The following is a 26,243-nucleotide window of genomic DNA, read 5'->3' as shown; positions in this document are numbered from 1 at the left end:
TTTGGTAGCTTTTTTTGTATATAATTTAAGCTATGGAAAATTACGATATTTTTAGATTAAACAACTTTTTAATATACAAAAAAACAGGAACAGATGGATTAAGCATCTACGATTGGAACAAAAAGAAGTTCGCATTCAAAAACGAAAATAGCGAACAAGAACTTCTTAAAATTAACGACATATACATTAACGACAGAAACAGCGACATCGAACTAATCGACCTAGTAGAACGTGAACAAGAAAATTCATTTTCTTCAGTTGTGAATTACTACAGCGATATGAGCGAAGTACAACTTCACAAAAAGACGATACTATATCTAATTAAAGACAAAGATTTTGATATGTTACAAGATTTGTTCGACAAAATCGAAGATGATAAATCATATTCTTATCTATTCGTATACGCAATCAAAAAACTCATACAATATGGAAATAGTCCATCATTATTAAAAGGAAAAATCCAATTAACAGAAGAAAACCAAGAAATAGTCACTACCTTATCCATAAGTATGATATCAGATGCATTGTTAAAATATTTTGATTATTTCAAAAAGTTCTTCATATTCACACCCAATTACGTGTTCACAATAGATGTCAGAACGTATATACTTATGAATTACATGACGAAATTCATAGCAAAATGGAGAGAGTTTCTATACAAATACTCAAAAGTCGACGACAAAGAATCCACATTCAAATTAATCAACGATTACGTAATAATGCTTTCACAAAGCTTGGACAATGATAATTACTCAATTGAAATGGAAAAAGAAATAATATCTGAAACCAAGAAATATTTGAACGAAGAAGATTATACGAATGTATTCAAAAACTTGTCATCAATACACGATTCGTATTATTTTATACTTTTCGTAGAAGAACTCATCAAACAAGACAAAGACAAAACATTTGAAAAAGTTTGGGAAATTTATCGAAAGAGATTAAAAAGCACATACAAAGACAAAAAATACATGAATATTGTCATGGAAATCAAATCATTTGAAATTGGAAATGATGATTTGTATCTATATTTGAAGAAAAACATAGAGAAAACATTCAAAAAAAGGACTAAGCTATTAGAAATACTAAAATTCGTAGATAAATTGGATTTTAAATAAAATATTAGGCCAATCTTACAGGGACATTAAAAAATAATGTCCCTGTTTTTTTAGTTCATATTATAATTTCAAAAAAGAATATATTACTATATCACATATTGAAATTTTAAATAAAAGAAATAACTTAGCAAAATCAAGGAATATCTATATTAGATAAAGAACATTGATAATATATCATTAATACACAAGGATATAGATTAAATAGCACACATTTATTAGGAAATTAAATAAGTAAATTCTTGACAATAAAATCTATTAAAGGTAATATTAATTAATAGCAAGACTTTTATTTAAATATTATGAAAACGTTACGCAACTTAATTCTATACATAAAAAAATATCATTTAAACTAATATCGACAAATTAGAAGTCAAATATCAAATAAATTGTAAATTTTATGTTTTAATATCAAAAGGAGTGAAAATTAGCGTGAAAAATAATAGGGAAAGAGAACACATTTGTATAAGTTATAAAAAGAAAAAATTAATTAGCTTTATTACTAAAACAATACTTAGTTTAATTTTTTTGATTTTTTGCTCAGGATTTACCTATTCGAATAATGTACAAGAAGTGCCTGATTATATACATGAAAATATTATAGAAGGAAATATAGATTTAGAAGACAAAATTACTATTGATTTAAAAAGCAAAATATCACAAGAAGAATATGAAAAAACTATAAAAGATGTAGAAAACTTTTTGAAAGAAAATCATGTTATTTTTAATAATACGTCCAGAGAGGAATTTTCGACAGAATGCGACAAATTTATTAAAAATAGAAAAGAACATACAATAGTAAATACTATATTAGATTTGAAGATACTGACATCTAGCTTAAAACAAGGTCATGTTGGGATTAAAGATAATTATTTTACAGAAATTTTGCCAATAAAACTATTTAAGTATTCTGATGGAGTGTTTATTACTGATTGTCCTAAAAATTATACAGATATACTAGGAAGCGAACTTTTAGCAATAAATGATATTTCAATAGAAGAAGTTAAAAGTAAATTATTTAAGTATGAGTATGGAGAAAACCAAAATTTTAGAGATATAAGTGCAACTGTTTACTTAGTGAATCTTGATATGTTAAAGAGAGAAAGCATAGTAAAAGGACAAGAAGTACAATTAAAAATGAAGAAAAATGGTAAAATATTATACAAAAATATTAATCCATTAAAAATTGAAGATTGGCAATATGGTAAAGTTGATTCAGATTATTCGGGCATGTACTTTATAGATGTAAAAAAAATGAATGAAAAGATGAAAAACATTGATCATACAACTATTAGACCACTAAAGATAATAAATCAAACTGAAAAAAATTTTTATGCTACAGTAAAAAATAAAAATTTAATAATTTATTATAATTTATGTTCGGATAATGCAGAATTCAACATGCACAGTTTTTCAAAAGAAATAAATGAAAAATTACATAAAATTAAGCCTTCAAAAATCATTATTGATTTAAGATTTAATGGAGGAGGAAGAAGTGAATTATATCATCAAATATTAAAAGAATTGGAATTTTATCAAATATTAAATCCAGAGACGAAAATAAAAATATTAGTAGGTAACTTCACATATTCGGCATCAGGATTTGCGACAATAGAAACAATGAGAACACTAGATAATGTTGAAATAATAGGTGGAGATTCAGGATTTACAATTAAAACTACTACTGGAGTTGATAGTCTGTTTTATATAAAAAATCTTAGAACTTATTGCCAGTATGCTGCAAGATTCATAGATGTTCAAAATTACGAGAAGGAAGATGTATTTAAGCACAATTACAAAAATTATGATTACAAGAATGATATGCTTACACCAGACTTCCATGCAGAACAATCATTTTCAGATTATATGATAGGAAATGACCCAGCGATGAATTATGCATTGAGAGATGAAGGAGACAATTCGTTATTTAATAAAATGAAGTCTATTATTGATTAATTAAAGCAGGTAGTTGGAGAATAATATTGTCTAAAAATAAATCTGCCGAAATGGCATAAAATTCAAGGAGAGAAAAATATGAAAATTTTAATAGACGGTAGAAATCACGAAGCAGGAACAAGTGGAAGTGGAGTTTGTAGCATAAACGAAGTTTCTTGTTGGAATAACAAATGCAACTATTATGGAACTTCAGTATGTGTTCCAGAATTATAATAAAGGTAATGGATATGTTGCAAAGACAGACGTTAAGTAAAATGATAAAGTTAGCAGTGGTTATGATTTTTTTTATAACCACTACTAGTTTTGTTAAGCAGGACGAAATTATAACAATTAGCCAACAGGACTTAATTGATTACATCAACACTAGTAACATTGAAAAATATGATTCTAAAAAAATTGAAGGCATTAAACCTATTAGTTCAGAAAAGTATAAGAATCAGGTAAGATGTATAAGAGATTTTATGATTGATAATCATGTTTATTATGAAGCACAAAACATTGAAGAAATTAGAAATTCTTATAATAAACTATTAAATGATTCACAAAATAAAACTGTTCTGGATCTAAATCTTGATTTAATGAAGGTAATCTCAAAATATAAACAAGGGCATGTTACTATTCTTCCAATTGATATGAAAAAATCTGAAGTTTTTATAGCTGAATTTAACGAGAAATATTACATAGTGGAAGCAAATGAACAATTTAATAACTTACTAGGATCAGAAGTTATAAGCATAAATAATATTAAAATAAAAGATATTGTTGATAGATTAGAAACTTATGCTATTGGAGAAAACAAAAGTTTTAGACGTCGTCAGCAAAATTATTTATTAAATTCTTACGGCATTTTGAAAAAAGAAAATCTAATTGCAGAAAAACAGAATATTTATGAATTAAAAACAGGAGATAAAATTATAAAAGTAGTTATACCATTTGTTAAGTCAGATGATTTAATAGTAAGTAAATTAAAGATAAATGGAAGAAAAACTGATATATTACAATATGAAAGAAAAAGAACTAGTAATGAAAATAATGTTTCAATAAAACCATTATCAAATCCTGTAGATGTAAACAGATTGCACTATATTGAAACAAAAGGTGACAAATTAATTCTTAGATATAATTCCTGTACTGAAAATGATAATTATAAGATTGAAAAATTCACCAAGGATGTCTGTGACAAATTAGATAGTAACAAATTTTCAAATATAATCATAGATTTAAGATATAACTCCGGAGGAGATTCCTCATATATCTTCAATATTTTTAGTAAAATGATGGCATATCAGGGGGCAAATCCTAAAACCAAAATAAAAGTTCTAATAAGTGATGGAACTTACTCTTCTGCAGGAGACTGCGCTTTGCTATTTGTAAAGAATTTTCATAACGTTGAAGTAATTGGAACAGATAGTGGATTTCCAGTCTTAACATATGGTGGAAATGTCAATATGTTTTATACTAAAGATACTTATTTTCAAATATCTTACTGTATGATGGTTTTTAGACAACACTATGAAGATGTCGATTCGTATTTGTTTAATTATATGAACTTTGATTTTGATAGGAATACAATGACACCAGACTTCCACGCAGAACAGTCGTTTGCAGATTATATGATAGGAAATGACCCTGCAATGAATTATGCATTGAGAGATGAAGGAGACAATTTCTTGATCAACAAAATAAAAAATTTGAAAAGATAATACCAGGAAACATTGTAAGGAGTATTTTATGAAAATCATTACAGAAAAGGGATACAAATCAAAAATGATAAATAAGATCAAAAAAATGAGCGCTGCTATAATCATAGTTATAGCAATAGCTTTTTCTAATATTTCATATTCTGAAAATGAACTTGATAATATAGAAGTATTAACATTATCTGTAAATAGCATGTACAACAAGGGAAACTTAGATACAAGCAAGGAAAAACACAAAAAACTTGGAGAGATTGAATTAAATAGAATTTTATCAAAAGAAGATTACATAAAAGATGTTAATAATTTTAAAAGCTTTTATATTCATGAACAAGGCTATCTTGGAGGATACACAAAAGAACAACTAGATTCGGATATTGATAAATTACTACAAAATCCAACAGGAAATACAGTTGGAGATTTGAATTTACAGCTTAGTAAAATAATATCTAACATGAACGATAGACACACAACTGCTATGTGGCATTTGGGGACAGAGCAATTCCCGTTCATAATAAAAATAATTGGCGACGAATTCTACATCATAAATACAACGGAAAAATGCAAGGACTTATTGTATTCTAAAATCGTAAGCATTGAAGGTGTAAAATCATCTGAAATATTGAAAATAGTGTGCAAATACATTTCTGCAGAGAATGAAATTGGAAAGAAAAATATTTTACATTATGGTTACATGTTATACACAGATTTACTTAAAAAAGAAAATATAATAAAAGGAGATAAAGTACATTTACAAATTTTGCAAAATGGAAAAATCGTTGATAAAATTGTAGACACCATTAAAACTGAGAGTATTGGAATATACAAAAATTATTACGATGATGAAAGCTACAATCAAATAATGTATGATACTAGTGAATTAAAATGGGATGCATATACAAATTGGGGAAAAGAACAATTCACAGAAAATAAACCATTTTACTTCTATAAATCAAACAGAAATTTAGTAATTAAATATAATGATTCTTACGATATCAATAAAGATAACGTATTAAAAGATATGATAACTAAAATGCAAAATGAAATACAAGCAAAAGATATTGACAACATCATATTAGACATCAGATATAATGGTGGTGGCATGTTTACAAACGCAAAAGAATTAGAGTTTGCGATAATGCAATATCAATTATTAAATCCAAAAATCAATATTAAAGTGTTAACTGGTGAAGATACTTTTTCAGCTGGGATAAGAATGTTGGATAGTGTAAAAAGGAACTTAGAAAATGTACAGATGATTGGAACAAATACTGCGGGAGCTTCAAATCATAATATGTCTGGAGGAAATATTGTATATCTCGGGAAAAGCAAACTATTCATACACACATCAGGAGAAATGAGAAGATATGATTATACTTACAAAGATGTTATACACTCTTCGAATTTAAACAAAGGCGATGGATCAACGTGGTATCCTGATATGTTTATCGAAAACCAAATCGAAGATTACGCAGTTGGCAATGACAAGGTTATGAATTATGTGCTGAGAAATGAAGGAAACAATTCTTTGTTTGATAGAATAAAGGGAATATTTAATTAGATATTTCTAGGAATATGAGAAGTTTCAAAGACCACATGAATTGAAATTCAATTTTGTGGTCTTTTTTCTTGTTGATAATTATTTTTTATTACTTTATTTCCTGTTAATTCAAATTTAATGATGTTTTAATATTACATATGATTGTAATATTTATTAAAATATATGTTAAAATATAGATAAGAGTTAATGAGGTAAAAAACTAAAACGTAAAAAAAGTAAGAAAGCAATCACCGTGAAACGCTTATAATTACTTTTAGTAAAATACCAATAACAGGAGGAAACTATGCTAAAATATTTACATAAAAAATTAATCAGAAACAAAACATATTTTTTCGTGATTTTATTGTCGTTAATAATGTGCTTCGCAACTTTATTTTTACAAATGCAAAAGTCAACATATCATGAGCTAGATAGAATAAAAGAAATGGAATCCAGCACTGATAGTTTGATTGCTTATTTTTTGAAAAACAAAAGAAGTGGCAATAAGATAAATCCAAAGTTAAGCGTCGAAGAAAACGAAAAAATATATGACACAGAATTAAAATATTATGGAAAGTTATCGGATAATTTGTACGAGATAGATAATTTTATGTCGACAAATACGAACAAGTCATCGTTTGGAGAATACAGCAGAAAATACGATGCCAAATCAATCTATACTCATGAGCAAAACGTTTTAGAACTTTTAGATGAATTGGATTCTCATACTGAATACAAAAAGATAAAACTAGATAAGGACTACATTAGTTTTATTAAACATAGAAATTCTGATAATTCGACAAAAACAAATGGAGTTATAAATGAGTATAAACAGTTAAATTTTGCTGCTATTATTTCGAAACAGTCATCTATTTTATTTGGTGCAGTTCCAGCGATATTTTTAGCTATATTTCTAATCATATCCTTGGAAAATGATGATGTGTTGAAGAAGTTACCATTTAAAAACATCTTAATTACAAAGAATAGATTTTTTATGAGTTTATTAATTTACATTATGTATATTGTGTCAGTTTTATTATTCTTATTGTTAATTAGCACAGTATTTCTGGATGGATTCGGTAAATTTGATTATTATCACATATCTGTACTTGAAAGATACAAATTCTTAACTGAAAAACAGAACTTAGGATTTGTGAAGTTAGAGTATTTGAAACCTTACGAAATCTTGTTGCGAGCGATTGTAACTTTGGTTTTATCTTCTACTTTTGTATTTGGAATATTATCATTTGTCAAGAAAATTTTCACATCGAAAACAATGGAAATGATCTGTTCTATTATTGTTATTGGTGGTTTTGTTGGTGATTTGTTATTGTTCAATCACAGATTCAATCCGCTATTCATAACTAAATATTTTTCGTGGATGCAAATGGTGTGCTTGTTGTTGGTAGATATAATTCTTTTAGTTTGCTGTTTCAGTGTCAAGGATAGAGCGAAAAAAGAAAAAGTATCCTACAGAAAAGTTGACACGACTAGTGTAAAGGGTTTGGTGTTAACTAATATAATTTCCAAGCAAATGGTTGTGTTTATTTTAATAACAGTTGGTTTGTTTTCGTTATTTACGGCTTTTAAAACCGAAAAATACAATAAATTACGTGAAGAAGGAGAACAAGTTTACAAGAATTACTTAGCTTTTGGTCAGTCTTATAAGGCGAAGATTTTAAATGATCCATATATGACAGAGGCGGAAATTAATCAAAATCTTGAAAATTTTGAAAAAGAATTTGAAGGTGGAATTAAAGAATACAGAGTGTACATCAATAGAGAACGAGATCCAGATAAATTCTACAAATTTTATCAAGACAAATTCACATCAGGAGATTTGAGGTTTGATCAAAGTAGTGGATATATGGATAAGTGCGATTCTTTAAGTATGTACACGAAACGATATATGTACGATAAAATTGATTTACTTAATAAGATGAAGGTTACACCTTCAAATAGAATGTATGATGGAATATATAATGTTGACTATAATCCTGAAGATGGAGTTAAGTATTTGAAGATAAAAGATAGGATATTTTCCTATTTGTTTAATGGTAGTAGTGAGGGTATTACAGGAATAAATCTGTTATATGATTTGTTTTACACGAAATTCAATATTATTGTTACATTATTGTCTGCTTGTATGTTTGGAAGTTTGTTATCTAGAAATAAGAAGATTATAGAAATACAAAAACTAACACCGATTAACAAAAATTCTATTTTTAGGCGAAATGTATTATCAAGTATTTTCAGCACAATAATAGGATTCTTGATTGTTTTGGCAATTGTATTTGCAATTGGAACAATAATTGGTGGAATTGGTAATTCACAACTTCCAACAATGAGAATATCAAATATAATGTTTAGTGCAGAAGTTATGAGATACAGGGAATTTATTATCAAAAGCACAATATTATCGATACTTGTGAGTGCTTGTTTTTCTATCTTCATAAACATGACTAAACTATTCATAGACAATAAAATTTCGAATTTGATAGTTGCGTTGATTGTGATTCTATCAATTGGATTACCGTACATTGTGAGATTCGTTCCTGCTTTTTTGCCATTCTCTTATATGGATAGTTCTGCTGTGGCGAATGGATTTATGTCATTTCATCAACAAAATGGATATTTAAATTTTACGTTTGGAGTAATATCTATTATTTTATGGACTGTAGTGTTGTATTTTATTAGCAAGAAGAAATTTGAAGAAAAGAGGAAATAAATGTTACAAGTTATTGATTTAGAAAAGAAATATGGAGATAAAACTATTTTAGATAAAGTCAATTTTGGATTGGAAAAAGGACAGATTAAAGCCTTGGTTGGACCAAATGGATCGAGAAAAACGACACTAATGAATAGCATATCCAATTCCATAAAAATAGATGGTGGTAAAATAGTAATAGATAATGAACAGTATGATGATGAAAAAATCTTCAATAAGTTAACTTTTTTCAGAGATGAAACTATCTTAGATTTTAATATGAAAGGTATAGATTACTTGGAATTAATCAAGAATGCATATAAAAAATCTACAGAAGATGTGAATAATATATGCAAAAAATATGAGATAGAGGGATTTGCACATAAAAGGGTTGGAGAGTATTCATTAGGAATGAAAAAAAAGTTAATGCTTGCAATGTCTTTCTTGCCGGGAAATGATTATGTTTTATTAGATGAACCTCTAAATGGTTTGGATCCAACAAGTGTTATAAAAACGAAGAATTTATTGAAAGAGATTGCCAAACAAAATGTAGGAATTATTATATCGAGCCATGGGGTGAATGATTTGGATGATATAAGTCGTGATATTTTGTTCTTGAAGGATAAGAAAATCTTGGAAGAAAAACTAGAATCTGTAAAATATTTGAATCTCTCAACTTCTAATGATGAACTTGTCAAAAAAACTTTGATGAACAATGGATATGAATACGAAAATAAATTGATTATACTAAAAGATGAAAATATTAAATCAATTTTGAAGATTTTATCGCAATTGGATGTAAATATTTATAGTATAGACAAGAAATCAAAATCTTCTCAAGAAAGATACATGGAATTGTTTAAAATATAATTTACACATCAAAGTTGAAGGATATTTTTAAGAAATTTAATTATAAGTTTGGTTGATTGGATGTTCTTGTCCACGATACTTATACGAATAAAGACCACATGAATTGAAATTCAATTTTGTGGTCTTTTTGCTTGTGGATAATTATTTTTGAATTATTAATTTGTCAACTGGTCTGTCAAACTCTTCAGGGTGCAAATCATCAACTAATTGAAAATCGTAGACTATGGAAACTTTGTAGGAATCTTCGCCGATTTTGTCGATGAATCTGTCGTAGAATCCTCCACCGTAGCCAATTCTGTATTTGTTTTTGTCGAAGCATAATCCAGGTACTAGCATGAAATCAAATTTAACGTCTGATTCAACTGGATTTTTAGGTTCTAAGATTCCGTAAGCTCCAGGAGCCAAATCATCCATGCTTTTGATTTCTACGGCAATCATCTGTCCTTTTGATTTTACGTAAGGAACGTATACTTTTTTTCCTTGTTCCAACAAATCTTTGATGAGTTTGTGAGTATTAAACTCAGAGCCAAAGCTCACATACACAAAAAAATTTTTGGAATTTTTGAATTCTTCTAAGTTTTCCAATTCTTTTAAGAGTTCATCGTCGACTTTTTGTTTGTCGGAGATGGAGTCTCTTTGTTGTAACATTTGTTTTCTAATTTCTTTTTTATTCATTTTCATCACCTAAAAATATATATACCCTAAAAAGATTTAAATATCCAGTTGTTTAAAAATTTAAAAATACTGTGATATAATAAGGGTTGCGAGGTGAAAAATGTTAGAATTCGTTCATGTAGATAAGACATATAAAAATAAAGTGTGCGCACTAAACGATTGCAATTTTAGAATTGAACAAGGTGAATTTGTTTTTTTGATTGGGCCAAGCGGTGCGGGCAAATCAACTATTACGAAACTTATACTTAAAGAAATAAATCCAGATAGAGGTAAGATTTACCTATACGGTGAAGACATAACCAGATTAAAAGCTAGGAAGGTTCCTAAATTAAGACAAAGTATAGGAATGGTGTTTCAAGATTTTAAACTATTGGAGAATAAGACTGTGTACCAAAACATAAAATACGTTATGCAAATTTTGGGAAAGAGTTCTTCAGATATAAAATCGACGATTGATACTGTCCTTGATTTGGTAAATTTGAAGGATAAAAAGAATGCATATCCACACGAACTATCCGGTGGGGAAATGCAAAGAGTCTGCATTGCACGTTCGATGGTTAATAAACCAAAACTACTTATTGCAGACGAACCTACGGGGAATTTGGATCCAGTGACTAGCATGGACATTGCCAATGCGTTGGTTAGAATTAATGAACGTGGTACGACTGTTATGATGATAACTCACGAGAAAGATATTGTTAACAAATTACAAAAAAGAGTAATTCAATTGGACAAGGGTATTATTGTTAGAGATGAAGAAGGTGGAATGTATGAGAAGAATTAGAGTTATTATATCCACTTTGAAAGAAGGATTTGTAGGGATTTGGAAAAACAGATCGATGGGACTTGCATCTTTGACGACGATTTCTCTGGCACTTTTGATTTTGGGATCTGTAATTATATCTATGTTGACAATGAATCAAGCTGTAAAAGACATCGAAGGAAAAGTTAATCTTGTCAATGTGTATTTGGAAAATGGAATTCAAGAGGACAAGACGAAAAAGATTGAGCAGTTTATCAAACAAAAAGATGGCGTTAAGGATTTGAAGTATGTGTCTAATAAACAAGCTATGGAGAATTTCTCCAAATCTTTGGATGATAAAACTTTGATTGAAGGAATGGAATCAGCTTTTCCTGCATCATTTGAAGTTACATTGAAGGATGTAAACGACGCTGAAAAATACGTCAGAGAATTTCAAAAAATAGACGGTGTTGAAAAGGTAAGCTTTTACAAGGATTTGATAGCAAAAATCTCAAATGCATCTAGAATTGTAAAATACGCAGGCTCAATCGTAGTTGCGATATTGGTTCTGATTTCAATAATAAATATTTCAAATACAATTAGATTGACAGTATATGCTAGAAGAAAAGAAATTGCAATTAAGAAAAATATCGGTGCATCGAATTTAGTAATATCTGCACCACTTGTTGTAGAGGGAATATTTTTCGGAATAATTGGCGCAGTGGTTGCGTTTTTGGCTTGTTATTACCTATACAGATATGGATATTTGAGGTATAATAAGACTGTATATGGATTGATATCAACATATTTAGTTCCACCAGTGATGATTAGATGGGATTTGTTGAAGATTTTTATCAGTCTAGGCATCGGAATTGGAGCATTCGGTTCCGTATTAAGTAGCAAAAAATATCTCAAAATATAAGGAAGGAATTATGAAGAAGAAAATTGTCGCGTTAGCCTTGTGCATGATGCTTATGACTAATGCAGTGTATGCAGACAAATTAACCGAATTAAATAACGAAAAAAAAGCAAAAACTTCGGATTTAAACGAATCTAAATCCAACCTAAATAAATTAAAAGATAACAAAGACGCTGAGATGGAAAAGTTGAAAAACATCAACTTAAAACTAACTCAAACTCAATCAGAACTTGCTATTCAACAACAAGAATTGGAAAAAATCAATAAATCAATAGATGATACTAAAAAAGAAATTGAAAAATACCAATCTAGCATCAATAAAAAAACAAAAGAATTTCAAAAAAGATTAAAAGGAATGTATATATCAAAAGATGGCGCAAAAGTTGATGTGATTTTCGGATCTGGAAATTTGAACGATTTATTGAACAATGTAAGTTTGATGAATTATATTGCTAGATATGATAAAAATCTATTGAACGATTTGAAACACGAAAAAATTTCATTAGATTACAAAAAAGACGAACTAAAATCCAAAATGCAAACAATGGAAATTGTAAAAAAGAATTTGGAATTAAAAGTCGTAGCATTAAATGATACATTGGCTGAACAACAAAAGTTAATCGACGATATTTCAAAAAATGTCAGCATGACAGAATCAGAAATATCTTCATTAATTAAAGAACTTGAAAAAATCGACGGCAAAATCGACCAAGAAAAAAAGGCAATACTACAAGCAAAATTACTTGCAGCACAAAGAGCTCAAGCTGAAAAAAGAAGACGTGAAATGTTGCAAAGAAATAAAGCGTTCAACTCAAATATTTCAGCACCAGTTGTCAATAACAACGGGGCATACTTACAATGGCCAGTACCATCATCTCACAGAATGACATCTTTTTATGGATGGAGAAGCGATCCATTCGGAAGAGGATCGGGATTCCACACAGGACTTGATATTGCAGCGCCACTTGGAACGCATATCGTATCTGCAGAAGATGGAGTTGTAGTTCACGTTGGATGGAGCGGTGGCTACGGAAACCTCGTAAAAGTTCAACACGATAATGGAGCATTGACATATTATGGACACTTGAGTGGATACAATTGTAGCGTAGGTCAAAGAGTAAAACGTGGACAATTAATCGCGTTTATGGGATCGACAGGATATTCAACTGGATCTCATCTTCATTTCGAAGTTAGATTCAATGGTCAACACACTGATCCATTAAACTATTTAAGATAATTATGAAACTAAGTTAGCAATAACTTAGTTTTTTTAATGCAATAAATCAACATAAAATATTTGGAGAAATAAATAACTAAATGTTTGACAATTAAGTGTTTTATTTGTAAGATGGAGTTATAGAAAACGATTGACAATATTTAAGAGGAAATAAAATGAAAAAAACAATTTTAGCATCTCTTGTTATTTTAACGATTATACTTTTTTGCATGAATACGTTGTATCCTGATACTGTATTTGCTGATAGTAATACAGAGGATATCGAATTAAAAATAATAAATAGAAATTCACAAGAAATTAATGAATCTGAAAGTATTGAAATTGGAAATCTTAGATTACAAGATAAACTATCGCAGTCAGATTATGAAACTGACCTTAGAAATTTTGTTTTTTATTTTAATGATAGAACACCAGTAAGTCAACTAGATAAAACTGAACTAGAAAAAGAGAGAGACATTTTATTTAATGATACATCAGATAAAACATTAATGGATTTAAACTTAGACATAGCAAGAATAATTGCAAAATCTAAGAATGGTCATAGTAGTTCTGTAAAAGATTTTGGTACTAGTTATTTGCCTATTATGATTGAAAAAATTGGAGATAAATTTTATATCATAGATGCCTCTAAAAATTATGAACATCTTTTATATAAGGAGATAATTAAAATTAACGACTACGATATTAACGATGTTTACAGTAGAATCTTGCAGTATTGTCCAGGTGAAAATGAGTATATAAAACAATTTAACTCTAAATATTATTATGCCTATTATTCCGATGTATACATAAAAGAAAAGATTATAGATGGATTCGAATTCGAATTAGCATATATCGATAATAGCAAAATCCAAACTGAAAAGGTGAAACTACAAAAACTAGATGAAGTTAAAATTTTAAAAAGTGAAAATGGTGTACTTGATGATTTATCAATAGAATATAAAAGGGAACAAAATCCTAGATATGAATTTATTAACTTTTTTAAAGAAAAATCTAGTAAGAGTAAGAATTTTTACTTTTATAATGTCGATAGTAATTTGGTAATAAAATATAATAAGTGTTTTGATAATGAAGAATTTAAGATTTTGGAAATGAATGAAAAAATAGAAAATCTGCTAACTACTAAAAGAATAAATAATATTGTAATTGATATTAGGGATAATTCTGGGGGATATGCAAATCATGTGTTTGAATTTTTGACACAGTTAGTTAAAATCCAAGATGAATTTCCAGAAATTAATTTTAAAATTTTAATAGGTAATGGAACATACTCTTCATGTACATTTTTACTAGGTCTAACAAAACAATTTTTAAATAATGTACAATTTATAGGAGAATATACTGGAGCAGTTCCTTTTTTTACAAGTACTTTAGGAGGACAAATCTATTTGGGAAAAAGTAAATTATTAATTCAATTATCAGAAGGTTTTATTTATGCGGATAAATATGTTGTTAATCCATGTAAAATAATAGATTTAAATTGTAGAGAAGATACGTGGTATCCCGATATGTTTATCGAAAATCAAATCCAGGATTACGCTATTGGCAATGATAGGGTTATGAATTATGCTATTAACAATTAAATAATGTAATTAATATCTTCTTTTATTTATTAAAAGGGGATATTTTTTATTAAAAGCCCAATAATCTTAGACAAATTGTAACTCAATTTTAATACAAAAAATCGTTAATCTGTTATACTATATATTAGTTAGAGGTGATTTATGAAGACATTAAAAAAAGTTTTTATTGGATTGGGGATTTGCTTATTGGTGTATCTTAGTTTTTCTGTAGGAAATGCTACAGGAAAAAGATCTGCAATTGCGAATGAAAATGGTATTCCACTAGCGAAGATCAATAAGATTGAAAACTTAATTGACCAATATTATCTTTTTGATATAGACAAGAACAAGCAACAAGAAGGAGCTGTTGAAGGTTATGTAAAAGCTTTGGGAGATCCTTATTCTGAGTTTTTGACTAAGGAAGAGATGGATAGTTTGAATCAACAAACCGAAGGAGAATATGCAGGTGTTGGAATTGTGGTTACTCCTTCTGAAACCGGCGCAATAACTGTTGTTAGTGCTATTAAAGGCAGTCCAGCTTTTGAAAAAGGCATCAAAAAAGATGATATTATACTTAAAATTAACGGCAAGGATTACAACGCATCTCAAATGAATGATGCTGTAAAGGTGATGAAGGGTAAGCCTAATACAGATGTGAAGCTTACTATTGCCAGAATGGAGAACAAAACAAGTAAGATTTTTGATGTAAATATTACGCGTCGTATGATTAGTTTGACTACTGTTAATTCTCAAAAAATTGGAGATATTGGATATATCAACATAACTCAATTTGACAGAAAAACTGATAAGGAATTTATTGAACAATACGAAAATTTGAAAAAACAAAATGTGAAATCAATTGTTTTGGATTTGCGTAACAACCCTGGTGGTTTGTTGGATTCTACAGTTAAAATAGCAGACTATCTTCTTCCAAAAGGAGTTATAGTGAAGACTGTAGATAAGAATAAAAAAGAGGATATTCAAAAAAGTGATGCTTCAGAACAAAATTTACCAATGGTAGTTCTTGTGAATGGTTCAAGTGCATCTGCATCTGAGATTTTGACGGGAGCTTTGAAGGATTACAAGAAAGCTACAATTGTCGGAGAGAAAACTTTCGGAAAGGGTATTGTTCAAACGATTATTCCGATGGAAAAAGGCGAGGGATTGAAGCTTACAATTAGCGAGTATTTTTCACCAAAGGGTAACAAAATTCACAAACAAGGAATTACACCAGACGTTGTTATCAAGTTGAACGAAAAGGCAAAGGGAATTGGAGTTGAGTATATGAAAGAAGACAATCAACTTCAAAAAGCTTTAGAGATTTTAAATAAAAAATAGGAGATATTATGAGAGAAGAAAGAGAAGCGAGAAGAAAACGCAAGAGAAGAAAAAAAATAATTAACTCAATAGTTCTTTTGGTTTTTGTGTTGGCTGTAGGAAGTTTTATTGCAGTAAAAGTAGCCAACAGCGAACAAAGTCTTAATCCAAAAGTAGCTGAGAGTTCTTCTAAGAAATCAAGCAAGAAAACTGCTGATAAAAAAGAAGAACAAAAACCAGATCCTAATAAATTAATTAAGGGTTCAAATCATATTTTAAAAGCAGATTCTTATGCTTATGATGCGAAGAAAATCAGTCAATTTATAAGACCTACAAAATCTGAAGGCTATGTTAAAAATACAGATAACAAAAAAATTTGTTTCTTGACTTTTGATGATGGCCCAAACCACAGCATAACTCTACAAGTTTTGGATATATTAAAGAAAGAAAATGTTCCTGCTACATTTTTTGTGGTTGGTAAGCATGTTTCACAAGATACCAAAGATATTTTGGAACGCCAAATAAATGAAGGCCACGCAATTGCCCTTCACTCTTTTGAACACGATTATTCAAAATTATATCCAGGAAGAGTTGCAAACGCTGATAGGATTAAAAAGGAAGCAGAAATGGCACAAAAAGCATTGCAAGATGTTCTTGGTCCAGATTTTAAAACAAGCGTGTGGAGATATCCAGGTGGACACATGAGTTGGAAACAATTAAAACCAGGCGATGAAGCATTGGAATCTTTGGGAATTCACTGGATAGACTGGAACAGTTTGGTTGGAGATGCAGAACCAAAAAGCAGAAGACCTACGACTGTGGAAGGCATGGTTGAATTTGCAAATACTTCATTAACTTATCAAGCTGAACAAGATTTAGTTGTAGTTTTGTGTCACGATGCACCAGGAAAACAACTAACTGTTGATTCACTTCCAGCAATTATTAAAAATTTTAAAGATAAGGGATATGAATTTGGAATTTTAAAATAATTTTAAAATAATAAATATTAGCTTAAATTTGCCACAATTAAATTATTATACAGAGCACCTTTTTGAGAAGGTGCTTTTTTAATGTTTTAATTCCTACTAACTATATATAGTATGAATAAAAATCAAAAACCCACATATTGATACTATCTGTAGTATTTGATATAATGAAGCAGTAGTAAAAAAGAACAAAAAATTTTATTTTATTAATATAAAAAGGAAAGAGAAGAGGAGTTAAAAATGTTAACTGTAGAAAAAAGAGACGGAAGGCAAGTTGAATTTGATGCTAAAAAAATTGTCGTTGCGATAGAAAAAGCTATGAATAGTAGTACAGGTATTTACGAGGAGAATTTGGCTGAAAAAATCGCCAAAGAAATTGAAGGATATGCCAAAACAATTGGAAAAGTTTTGAGTATTACTGATATTGAAGACCAAGTGTATTACAAGTTAATTCAGTACAACAATCCCGCTACGGCAAGAGCATACGAAAACTACAAGGCCGTACAGAAATATAAGAGAGAAACTAACACTACTGATGAAAGTATAATCGGTTTATTGGAAGAAAGTAACAAGGATTTGTTAGAAGAAAACTCCAACAAAAACGCTGTGATAGCTTCCACTCAAAGAGATTTAATCGCTGGTGAAGTTAGCAAGGATATTGCAAGAAGAAAGCTTATTCCACAAGATTTGCTTCAAGCACACGATGAAGGGGCAATTCATCTTCACGATATGGATTACATAATCCAACCTATGTTTAACTGTTGCCTTGTAAATATGAAAGATATGCTTGACAAGGGAACTGTTGTAAATGGTAAATTAATCGAATCACCAAAATCATTCCAAGTTGCTTGCAATGTAATGACTCAAATAATCGCACAAATAGCAAGTAATCAATACGGTGGTCAAAGTATCGACATCAGATGTTTGTCAAAATATTTGAGAAAATCTTACGAAAAGAATTTGAATTTGTGTATTGAAACTCTTGGAGACATCGACATGGCTGAAAAAATGGCAGATAAGATGACTCAAAAAGATTTGGAATCTGGAATTCAAACAATCCAATATCAAATCAATACATTGATGACTTCCAATGGACAAGCTCCATTTGTGACTTTGTTTATGTTTATTGAAGATCACGATGAATACAAGGAAGAAACTGCGAAGATAATCGAAGAAATTTTGAAGCAAAGAATTCAAGGAATCAAGAACGAAGCAGGAGTGTATGTTACACCAGCATTCCCTAAATTAATCTACGTTTTGGATGAAAATAACATTCACAAGGACAGCGAATTTTATCATTTGACTTCACTTGCAATTCGTTGTACAGCTAAGAGAATGTATCCGGATTACATCTCAGCTAAGAAAATGAGAGAAAACTACGAAGGAAATGTGTTCAGTCCAATGGGATGTAGAGCGTTCTTGTCTCCATGGCAAGATGAACATGGCAATTACCAATTTGAAGGTAGATTTAATATCGGAGTTGTTACGATTAATTTACCACAAATCGGAATCTTGGCTGATGGAGATGAAGATAAATTCTTCGAAATATTAGACAAAAGATTAGAAATGTGCAAACGAGCTGGAGTGTTGCGTTACGATTTACTAAAAGATGTAACTAGTGATTCTTCTCCAATCCATTGGCAACACGGAGCTATCGCAAGACTTCAACCACACACACCAATCAAAGATTTGTTGATAGGTGGATATGCGACTGTAACTTTGGGTTACATCGGAATTTATGAAGCAACATTGTTGACTATTGGCGAAAGCCACACTACTCCAAAAGGCAAAGAATTTGCAATGAAAATAATGGATATCATGAATGAAAAAATAAAACAATGGAAGAAGGAAACTAATCTAGGATTTGCATTGTATGGAACTCCAGCAGAAAGTTTAACTCATAGATTTAATAGCATCGACAGAGAAAGATTCGGAGTAATTGAAAATATCACAGATAAAGGCTACTACACAAATTCATTCCACGTTGATGTAAGAGAAGACATATCTGCTTTTGAAAAATTCTCATTTGAATCGAAATTCCAAGACAAATCATCAGGCGGATGTATTTCTTATGTAGAAATTCCAAATATGAGCAAGAATTTGAAAGCTTTGGAAACTCTTGTAAAATACATTTACGATAATATTCAATACGCAGAATTCAACACTAAAAGCGACTATTGCCAAAACTGTGGCTTCGATGGAGAAATTACAATCAACGAAGATGGTGATTGGCAATGCCCACAATGTGGAAACAAAGACCATGCTACGATGAATGTTGTTAGAAGAACTTGTGGATATCTTGGAGAAAACTTCTGGAACGAAGGAAGAACAAAAGAAATCAAAGATAGGGTATTACACATTTAATGAATTACGCACAAATCAGACAATACGATGTGGCAAACGGCCCTGGAATTAGGTGCACGTTTTTTGTAACAGGATGCAGCCTCAACTGCAAGAATTGTTTTAACAAGGAATATCAAGATCCAAATTTTGGAGACAAATGGACCGATACGCAAACGAATCAAGTAATAGATTATTTGAACCAAGAAGAAATTGATGGACTTACAATTTTAGGCGGAGAACCATTCGAATCATGCGATGATTTGATAGAAATTGTGGGAAAAATCAGAGAAAACACGAACAAAAGTATCTGGATTTTTTCGGGATACACTTACGAAACACTTTCTCAAAAACAAAACTGCAAAAAGTTATTGGACATGTGCGATGTACTCGTTGATGGAAGATTCGTTGAAGAATTAAAAGATTTAAGATTGAAGTTTCGCGGCTCGTCAAATCAAAGATTGATTGATTTGAATAAGACCACAATGGATAAAATCATATTAGTTGATGAAAATAAATTATAAATAAACCGTTAGAATCTTGTGGTTCTAACGGTTTCGTTTTGCAATTAATTACATATTAGATATTATATTTTTGGTAAATGAGCCGACGGTTTTGCTAAACATTTCAGGAGATTTAATGTAGCAGAAATCATTGGTGAAGATTTCCTTCTCAAAAGTCAAATCGTCTTGTGATCCAGTGAACACACCTAGTAATTTTATTTTTTGCATTCTAGTCAAGAACACTTCTTTTGCAGTGTCTTTTACTGCCAATTCTCCGACGTAATCTTGCGCTTTAAATCTGGTTTTGCCGACAAAATTAAGATTTACGATATTGTTTGGCTTGCCATCTGTTAGCATTATCAAAAGTTTGGACTCCATTTGTTCCGTCATAATATTTCTCATAAATTTGAGTGCCAATCCGTCTCTATTTGAGCCTTCTGGATGATAATGAAAAATATTTTTGCAGTTTTGCTCGTCGTAGTCCTTGAATTTTGTAATTATCAAATAATCGTACATATTTTGAAAACCAAGTACACGAACTTTTATGGACAAATCACTTAATGCTTTCGCTATAACATAAGCTTGTGCTGCTATAATTTCCTTCTTCTCACTTTGACTTGCAGACATATCCAATAACAAATCAACAGACATTGGACTGTTTTCGTTTTTGTAGATTTTGTTAAAAATCTTATTGTCGTTTAGTTTGGTGTGACGCCATGCTCTTTTGATATCGATAGTTCCAAACGTCGACCTTCTGACATCATCATCTTCATTTTTGAGAAGAGCAAGTTTCAGCATTTCACTTAAAACATTGACTTGACGATTGTAGATGAGTATATTTTTCTCAAAATGTTTAACATTCTCATTGTAAGATTCTACCAAAAGATTTGTTCTGTAGTTTTCAATTCTAGTGGAATTGGCATTCACTATGTGGAAATTTATATCAGAATGAATATCGGTAGACAGTTTGTTTTTCAAAGAATTCAAGATAGATTGATCGATGATACTTTTTCCGTACAATCTTTCGATATTGGTGTGAACATCCTTGGTACGGGAAGTTTTTTGAGTTGAAGAGTCGTTGTCGACATCCTCATCTTCTAATAATTTGTACAAATCTTCAGTAAATTCTTGTGATCCAATGGAATATTTTTCGAGTTGAGATACATTTTCTTGTTTTGTTATAATTTTCTGATTAGTTTTCTCGATAACTGGTTTGATTTCCTTTTTTATCTTTTCAAAATTATCATTATCAGAGATTGTCTTGTATGAGTAGAAATATTTATTTACAATCTCAATCAAAAGATTTATAAGAGACAAGCTATCATTGCATTTTGTTCTAGTCAACATCAAGATTTCTCTAATAGATTTGGTAGTTGTCCAGGGCTTATCAGTGTAATGAAATTTTTCCAATTCTTCAGAAATATTTTGCGGATTGGACCTATAATACTTGTCAAAATAGTATAATTTTTGTAACCTGTCAAAATCCTCAAGCCCATTTCTTTCGCTTAACATTTTACGTTTTAGATTGTTGTCTAAAATTATCATCAAAATCGTGAAAATATCCGCTTTATTTGACACGTTATCTATTATTTTCATAACAGAATTAATATCGTAGAATCTATGAGCAAATCCAAAAAGCGCAGTCTGAAAAATCTCTGAATTGATATTTTCTTTTGTAATAAAATCCAAATTGGGGTTAATGTTGTAATCTTCACTCAACAACCAAAATAGATTTTTGGACCTTGAATCTTCCATTATTCAAATATCTCTTCCGGTTTCAAATCGTCCTTGAATATAGTGTCGATAATATCTTGCACGATTGTTTTTTCAAATTCATCAAATGTTTTATTGACAATTCCAAGTTTTAGGCTTGATTTAACGCTCAAACCTCTTTTCATAGCGTGGATTGAAGATAACAAACCACGCAAGTCGATACATCTTCCAGAAATTTCAGAATTCAAACTTTTTTCTTGTAAATCCATGAAAAATCTCACGAACATTTTTTGGGCAGTGTCTGTCAATGAAAACTCTTCTGAAAGTATCTTGTTCAAAGTTTTATCGTCTGTTTTTGGCATATCTATCACGAAAAATCTGGACAACAACGCTTCATTGATTTCACGCGTACCAGCGTATCCGTAATTCATTGTAGCCAAGAATCTTGTTTTATCGTGAATGTCTACTTTTTCAAAACCAGGTATATCTATAATTCGACGATAATCCAAGACGGAGTGCATAATAGCAACAGAATCGTTCTTCGCCATATTAATCTCATCGAACACGCAGAAACCTCCATTCAATGAAGATTCCAAAACTGGACCTGCTCTGAAAATAACCTCATCGTTTTTCAAAGTATCCATACCGATCAAACTTTCAGAATCCGTGTTTACATGAAACGAAATGTTCCATTGTGGTCTTTGGAAAATATATGCCAAATTATCGCACAATATATTCTTGCCGGTAGCTTTAGGACCAACCAATAGCAAATTATTCGCTTCCAAAATGCTTGTTATAGCCATCTCCAAAACTTCTTTTCCATAGTAGTTGAATCGTGGTTTAGGAATTCTGGATTTGAATTTGTCATCTACACCATTGTCCTTCAAAAAGTTTTCTACATCTTTTATTAAATTTTTATTTATATTTTGTGATTCAAGTAAATTAATCATATTACCTCTTTCATAAATTATCTAATTTGTGACATTAGTATGATATAATAAATTAAAAGAAATTGGAAGTAGGTGAATAAATGAAGAAAGCATGGGGAGGTTTCGTAAAAGGATTTGCGAAATTTTTGGATGGATTTTTCGGATTTTTAATAGCATTTATAGAAACATTGGTGAATTTAACTGTGGGATTTAGGTATGTACTAGGATCCATATTATCCTTCGGTTGTATATTTATATTGTTCTTTCCTTATATATTTTTCAAATACAAATGGGTTACATTTACGGTTTTGTTCATAACGATATTTCCTATTTTAGGTAAAGGATTCGTCAATTATCTAAAATATGTAAAATATTCTATGGTTGAATTCTTACTTGGATACGGGAATTATTATCTCAATAACTCACAAACAAAATACACTTCTTATTCTGATTACAAGAAAAAATACATCTTCAACAAACAAGAAGAAGAAAGAAAAGCGCGTGAAGAACGACAAAGACGTGAACAAGAAGAATGGACTAGAAGATTTAACGAATGGTTCAATCAAAACGGATTTGGCTTCGATGATTTTGGATATTACCAACAACAAGGTCAATACGGTGGATACAACCAAGGTTATGGTCAACAAGGATATGGATATCAAAACCAATACCAAAATCCAGTGGACGATTTCGTGAGAACTTACGAACAACATTGCGACACGTTGGGAGTTGGATACAACGCAGACAAGTACGAAATCAAATTGAATTACAGAAAACTTGCCAAGAAATATCACCCTGATATAAACAAGGCAGCAGATGCAACTGCGAAGTTCCAAGAAGTTAACAACGCATACGACTTTTTGTCCAATGAACAAAATATAGAAAGATACAACAGAATCAAAAACAAAAAATAATTTATCGCTGGGAGACTATCTCCCAGTTTTTTATTGCAAAGTCTTGAAAAAGTCTTGACACATTACGAGAAATGGTATAAATTAAAGTCAATACATCATAAATAATATAATCAATAATGAAGTTTAAGAAAAAACAAAATGTTCAACATTGTTATATTAATTAACAATGTAAATGAGAAAATGAAAGGAAATTAAAATGAAAAACAATAATGGTAGAAAAAAATCAACAAAAAAATTAACTATAGCTTTATGTATGATTGTTTTTGCAATTGTGTTTAGTTCAACAATTTATGCTGTTAAATTAGTTAATGAACAATCTAAGGTTAATGAATTAGAATTGCCTGAATTAGATTCTATGAAGATAACAAAACAAATAAAAAATATAGAAAAAAGTATTAAACCACAATCTATTTCTAAAATGAATTACAAACAAATACAAGAACAATTGGGAGTTTCCCTTTTAAATAGTGAATTGTCAAAAGACGATAAGTATATGATTTCAGATATTGAAACTGATAATAAAGATTATGCGATAATAAAGTGTGATAATTATATTCTTGGAGACACATCAAACTATTCATATAATGAAGAAGGATTTTATAGTTTTGATGAAGGAAACTTATACAAATCTCCAATATCATTACAAGCGGATATAATTTTAAGTGAAACTCAGCTTAACAATGTATGGACTACTGATTATTTGGGAATGTATGGTTTCGTAGAGCAATTTGTTTCGGAACAAGGATATAAAGTTAATTTAATTGAAGAAAAAAATGACGGTAATCAACCACAAAATTTCGTATCTAAAAAGACAGCTATTTTTGTAGCTGATGGAATTAGATATACATTGACAGGTAGAACAACTGTTGACAATATGAAACAAATTGTAAATTCAATGAAATAAAGTATTTGGGTGCTGCACAATAAAAAGTGCAGCATTTTTTATTGTAAAAACTAAAAAACTTTAATCATAAAAACCAAAACTTTGTCTAAATTTTTTAAAAATTATTTTTAGTTTTAAAAAATGTAAATTAAAAATATCAAAGTTAGAATAATAAAAAAATTATAATAAAAATGTTTTCATTTATACATATAGCAATTTTTATAAAAAAATCAACAATATATCTAAAAACAATTTAGATTTAAAAAATTATATGGGTTATAATAGGTAGATGTGAGGAAGTGAGTTTATGAAAGATATTATCAATAAAATAATTGAGATTGATAAGAAGGCACAAGATTTGGATAAAAATTTTCAAAATGATCTTGTGATTGAACAAAAAAAACAAAAAGAAGCTATAAGAGAGCTTGAAGACAAATATCAATCAGAATCTGTAACTAAACTTAATTCTGTCCATGACGATATTATTAATAGTCAAAACAGTAATATCGAAAATCAAAAGAAGAGTATTGAAGAAAAGAAAAATCACTTGAAGGAAATCTTCGATAAGAACGAGGATAGATTGGTGGATAAATTCTTCAATATTATTACGGAGTAATTATGGGATCTGCAAGATTATATAGTGCGCTTAATACTAAGATTTCTAAGATTAGCTCAGAGCTGTTGTCTGATGAAGATTTTAAGAAATTATTAGAAGCTGATACTAATAAGGATCAATATGATTATCTTTTGAAATTGGGAAAGATTGAGGGTGAATACGCAAACGAGGGCGTGAGTCAGTTTGAAAATAGTCTTAATGATAAGATGATTAGAACTGAAGAAAAGTTGAAGTATTATATGAACGGCAGGTACAAGGATTTTTATAATTCTTTGTTGGAGTATTATGTCGTTGAAGATATTAAAACTTTGGCGCGTGTTATCGTTAGAAGGGAATACACCGATAGGTTGAATGATAATCTTATAGTTCTCAAGGATACAAAATTTTCTCGAATTTCTTCGTCAACTACGATTCAAGATTTTGTGGATATGTTAGATGAGCCATACAAATCTATTGTCGATAGGTACAAGGAAGAAAATCGTCACAGAATTTTGTTTTTTATTGAGATGAACTTGGATAGAAATTATTATTCAAACATTATCAAGATGAGTCAAAGTTTATCGAAACAAGATTCTAAGATTGTCCAAGATTATTATGGTGAAAAAATCGACTTATTGAATTTGGAATGGATTTATAGAGCTAACAAATATTATGAAATCAATAGCGAGATTATTTTCAACTTTACGATTTTGGGCGGTAAATTGTTCCAATTGGACGATTTGAAGAAGATTTCGTATATGGATTTTGATGATTTGATAAATTTTATTTCCGAAAGTAAGTATTCTTTCTTGGTTAATACCGACAATGATATTGATTTGTATATGGATAGAAGAATTTACAGATATCTTTATTTCAAGGCGTTGGATTTGCTACATACCAATAAGTACAATATTTCTAAACTTATTGCGATTGGCGAATTACTTGAGTTTGAAAAGTTTGATATTGAAAAAAGTGTGGAATCTAAGAGATTTAATTTGGATTTTGAAAAGTCCAAGTCTTATCTGATTAGAAGAGTTTAAGGA

Annotated in this window: 22 protein-coding genes; 19 read left to right on the top strand and 3 right to left on the bottom strand. The window is 29.7% G+C overall.

Going from position 1 to position 26,243, the window contains the following annotated elements; translation table 11 throughout:
- The first annotated feature begins 32 nt into the window (after positions 1-32).
- From ACU68Y_RS04940 to ACU68Y_RS04910, 7 genes are all read left to right on the top strand, one after another.
- Positions 33-1,118 (top strand): phage tail protein, encoded by a 1,086-nt coding sequence (locus tag ACU68Y_RS04940; RefSeq protein WP_316530551.1) that lies wholly within the window; start codon positions 33-35, stop codon positions 1,116-1,118.
- Between the two features lie 429 nt (positions 1,119-1,547).
- Positions 1,548-3,071, top strand: a complete 1,524-nt coding sequence (locus tag ACU68Y_RS04935; RefSeq protein WP_446755603.1) for a S41 family peptidase — start codon at positions 1,548-1,550, stop codon at positions 3,069-3,071.
- Between the two features lie 78 nt (positions 3,072-3,149).
- The gene (locus ACU68Y_RS04930; protein ID WP_316534817.1) at positions 3,150-3,284 is read left to right on the top strand and encodes a hypothetical protein; all 135 of its coding nucleotides are present in this window, start codon (positions 3,150-3,152) and stop codon (positions 3,282-3,284) included.
- Positions 3,285-3,325: 41 nt separating this feature from the next.
- Entirely contained in the window at positions 3,326-4,774 is a 1,449-nt protein-coding gene (locus ACU68Y_RS04925) for a peptidase S41 (protein WP_316534818.1), read from the top strand.
- Between the two features lie 28 nt (positions 4,775-4,802).
- Positions 4,803-6,329, top strand: coding sequence for a peptidase S41 (locus tag ACU68Y_RS04920; protein ID WP_446755605.1), 1,527 nt, complete (start codon positions 4,803-4,805; stop codon positions 6,327-6,329).
- Positions 6,330-6,612: 283 nt separating this feature from the next.
- A complete protein-coding gene (locus ACU68Y_RS04915) occupies positions 6,613-9,036 on the top strand; it encodes a hypothetical protein (RefSeq protein WP_446755606.1) in 2,424 nt (807 codons plus the stop codon).
- Positions 9,037-9,885, top strand: coding sequence for an ATP-binding cassette domain-containing protein (locus tag ACU68Y_RS04910; RefSeq protein WP_446755607.1), 849 nt, complete (start codon positions 9,037-9,039; stop codon positions 9,883-9,885). It begins immediately after the preceding gene.
- A gap of 141 nt (positions 9,886-10,026) precedes the next feature.
- On the opposite strand, the gene ACU68Y_RS04905 is transcribed toward ACU68Y_RS04910, so the two are convergent.
- On the bottom strand, positions 10,027-10,560 hold the full coding sequence (locus ACU68Y_RS04905; RefSeq protein WP_316451301.1) for a 5-formyltetrahydrofolate cyclo-ligase: 534 nt from the start codon (positions 10,558-10,560) through the stop codon (positions 10,027-10,029).
- Between the two features lie 100 nt (positions 10,561-10,660).
- On the opposite strand from ACU68Y_RS04905, the gene ftsE reads away from it, so the two are divergent.
- The 8 genes from ftsE (at position 10,661) to nrdG (ending at position 20,187) form a co-directional block, all read left to right on the top strand.
- Complete coding sequence (gene ftsE, locus ACU68Y_RS04900; protein WP_446755608.1) at positions 10,661-11,344, top strand: cell division ATP-binding protein FtsE; 684 nt, start codon at positions 10,661-10,663, stop codon at positions 11,342-11,344.
- Positions 11,331-12,224, top strand: coding sequence for a permease-like cell division protein FtsX (gene ftsX, locus ACU68Y_RS04895; RefSeq protein WP_446755609.1), 894 nt, complete (start codon positions 11,331-11,333; stop codon positions 12,222-12,224). The genes ftsE and ftsX overlap by 14 nt, the downstream gene beginning before the upstream one ends.
- Before the next feature lie 10 nt (positions 12,225-12,234).
- Positions 12,235-13,458 (top strand): murein hydrolase activator EnvC family protein, encoded by a 1,224-nt coding sequence (locus ACU68Y_RS04890; RefSeq protein WP_002842390.1) that lies wholly within the window; start codon positions 12,235-12,237, stop codon positions 13,456-13,458.
- A gap of 155 nt (positions 13,459-13,613) precedes the next feature.
- Complete coding sequence (locus tag ACU68Y_RS04885; RefSeq protein WP_446755610.1) at positions 13,614-15,041, top strand: hypothetical protein; 1,428 nt, start codon at positions 13,614-13,616, stop codon at positions 15,039-15,041.
- Positions 15,042-15,182: 141 nt separating this feature from the next.
- Positions 15,183-16,358: a S41 family peptidase gene (locus ACU68Y_RS04880; RefSeq protein WP_446755611.1), complete on the top strand. Its 1,176-nt coding sequence runs from the start codon at positions 15,183-15,185 to the stop codon at positions 16,356-16,358.
- 8 nt (positions 16,359-16,366) lie between these two features.
- Positions 16,367-17,326: a polysaccharide deacetylase family protein gene (locus ACU68Y_RS04875; RefSeq protein ID WP_446755612.1), complete on the top strand. Its 960-nt coding sequence runs from the start codon at positions 16,367-16,369 to the stop codon at positions 17,324-17,326.
- Positions 17,327-17,563: 237 nt separating this feature from the next.
- Positions 17,564-19,687, top strand: coding sequence for an anaerobic ribonucleoside-triphosphate reductase (gene nrdD, locus ACU68Y_RS04870; RefSeq protein WP_035113005.1), 2,124 nt, complete (start codon positions 17,564-17,566; stop codon positions 19,685-19,687).
- The gene (gene nrdG, locus ACU68Y_RS04865) at positions 19,687-20,187 is read left to right on the top strand and encodes an anaerobic ribonucleoside-triphosphate reductase activating protein (protein ID WP_446755613.1); all 501 of its coding nucleotides are present in this window, start codon (positions 19,687-19,689) and stop codon (positions 20,185-20,187) included. The genes nrdD and nrdG overlap by 1 nt, the downstream gene beginning before the upstream one ends.
- Positions 20,188-20,235: 48 nt before the next feature.
- On the opposite strand, the gene ACU68Y_RS04860 is transcribed toward nrdG, so the two are convergent.
- Both ACU68Y_RS04860 and ACU68Y_RS04855 read right to left on the bottom strand, forming a co-directional pair.
- Positions 20,236-21,921, bottom strand: a complete 1,686-nt coding sequence (locus tag ACU68Y_RS04860; protein WP_446755614.1) for a hypothetical protein — start codon at positions 21,919-21,921, stop codon at positions 20,236-20,238.
- Entirely contained in the window at positions 21,921-22,829 is a 909-nt protein-coding gene (locus ACU68Y_RS04855; protein ID WP_002837236.1) for an AAA family ATPase, read from the bottom strand. The genes ACU68Y_RS04860 and ACU68Y_RS04855 overlap by 1 nt, the downstream gene beginning before the upstream one ends.
- A gap of 80 nt (positions 22,830-22,909) precedes the next feature.
- On the opposite strand from ACU68Y_RS04855, the gene ACU68Y_RS04850 reads away from it, so the two are divergent.
- From ACU68Y_RS04850 to ACU68Y_RS04835, 4 genes are all read left to right on the top strand, one after another.
- The gene (locus ACU68Y_RS04850) at positions 22,910-23,722 is read left to right on the top strand and encodes a J domain-containing protein (protein WP_316057756.1); all 813 of its coding nucleotides are present in this window, start codon (positions 22,910-22,912) and stop codon (positions 23,720-23,722) included.
- 196 nt (positions 23,723-23,918) lie between these two features.
- Positions 23,919-24,626, top strand: coding sequence for a hypothetical protein (locus tag ACU68Y_RS04845; RefSeq protein WP_446755615.1), 708 nt, complete (start codon positions 23,919-23,921; stop codon positions 24,624-24,626).
- A 286-nt stretch (positions 24,627-24,912) separates the two neighbouring features.
- On the top strand, positions 24,913-25,221 hold the full coding sequence (locus tag ACU68Y_RS04840) for a hypothetical protein (protein WP_002837275.1): 309 nt from the start codon (positions 24,913-24,915) through the stop codon (positions 25,219-25,221).
- Between the two features lie 2 nt (positions 25,222-25,223).
- Positions 25,224-26,240: a V-type ATPase subunit gene (locus tag ACU68Y_RS04835; protein WP_446755616.1), complete on the top strand. Its 1,017-nt coding sequence runs from the start codon at positions 25,224-25,226 to the stop codon at positions 26,238-26,240.
- The last annotated feature ends 3 nt before the right edge of the window (positions 26,241-26,243 follow it).

This window comes from Finegoldia sp. P1-F-LS (assembly GCF_052932205.1).
This window is presented reverse-complemented; position numbering and strand designations above follow the sequence as displayed.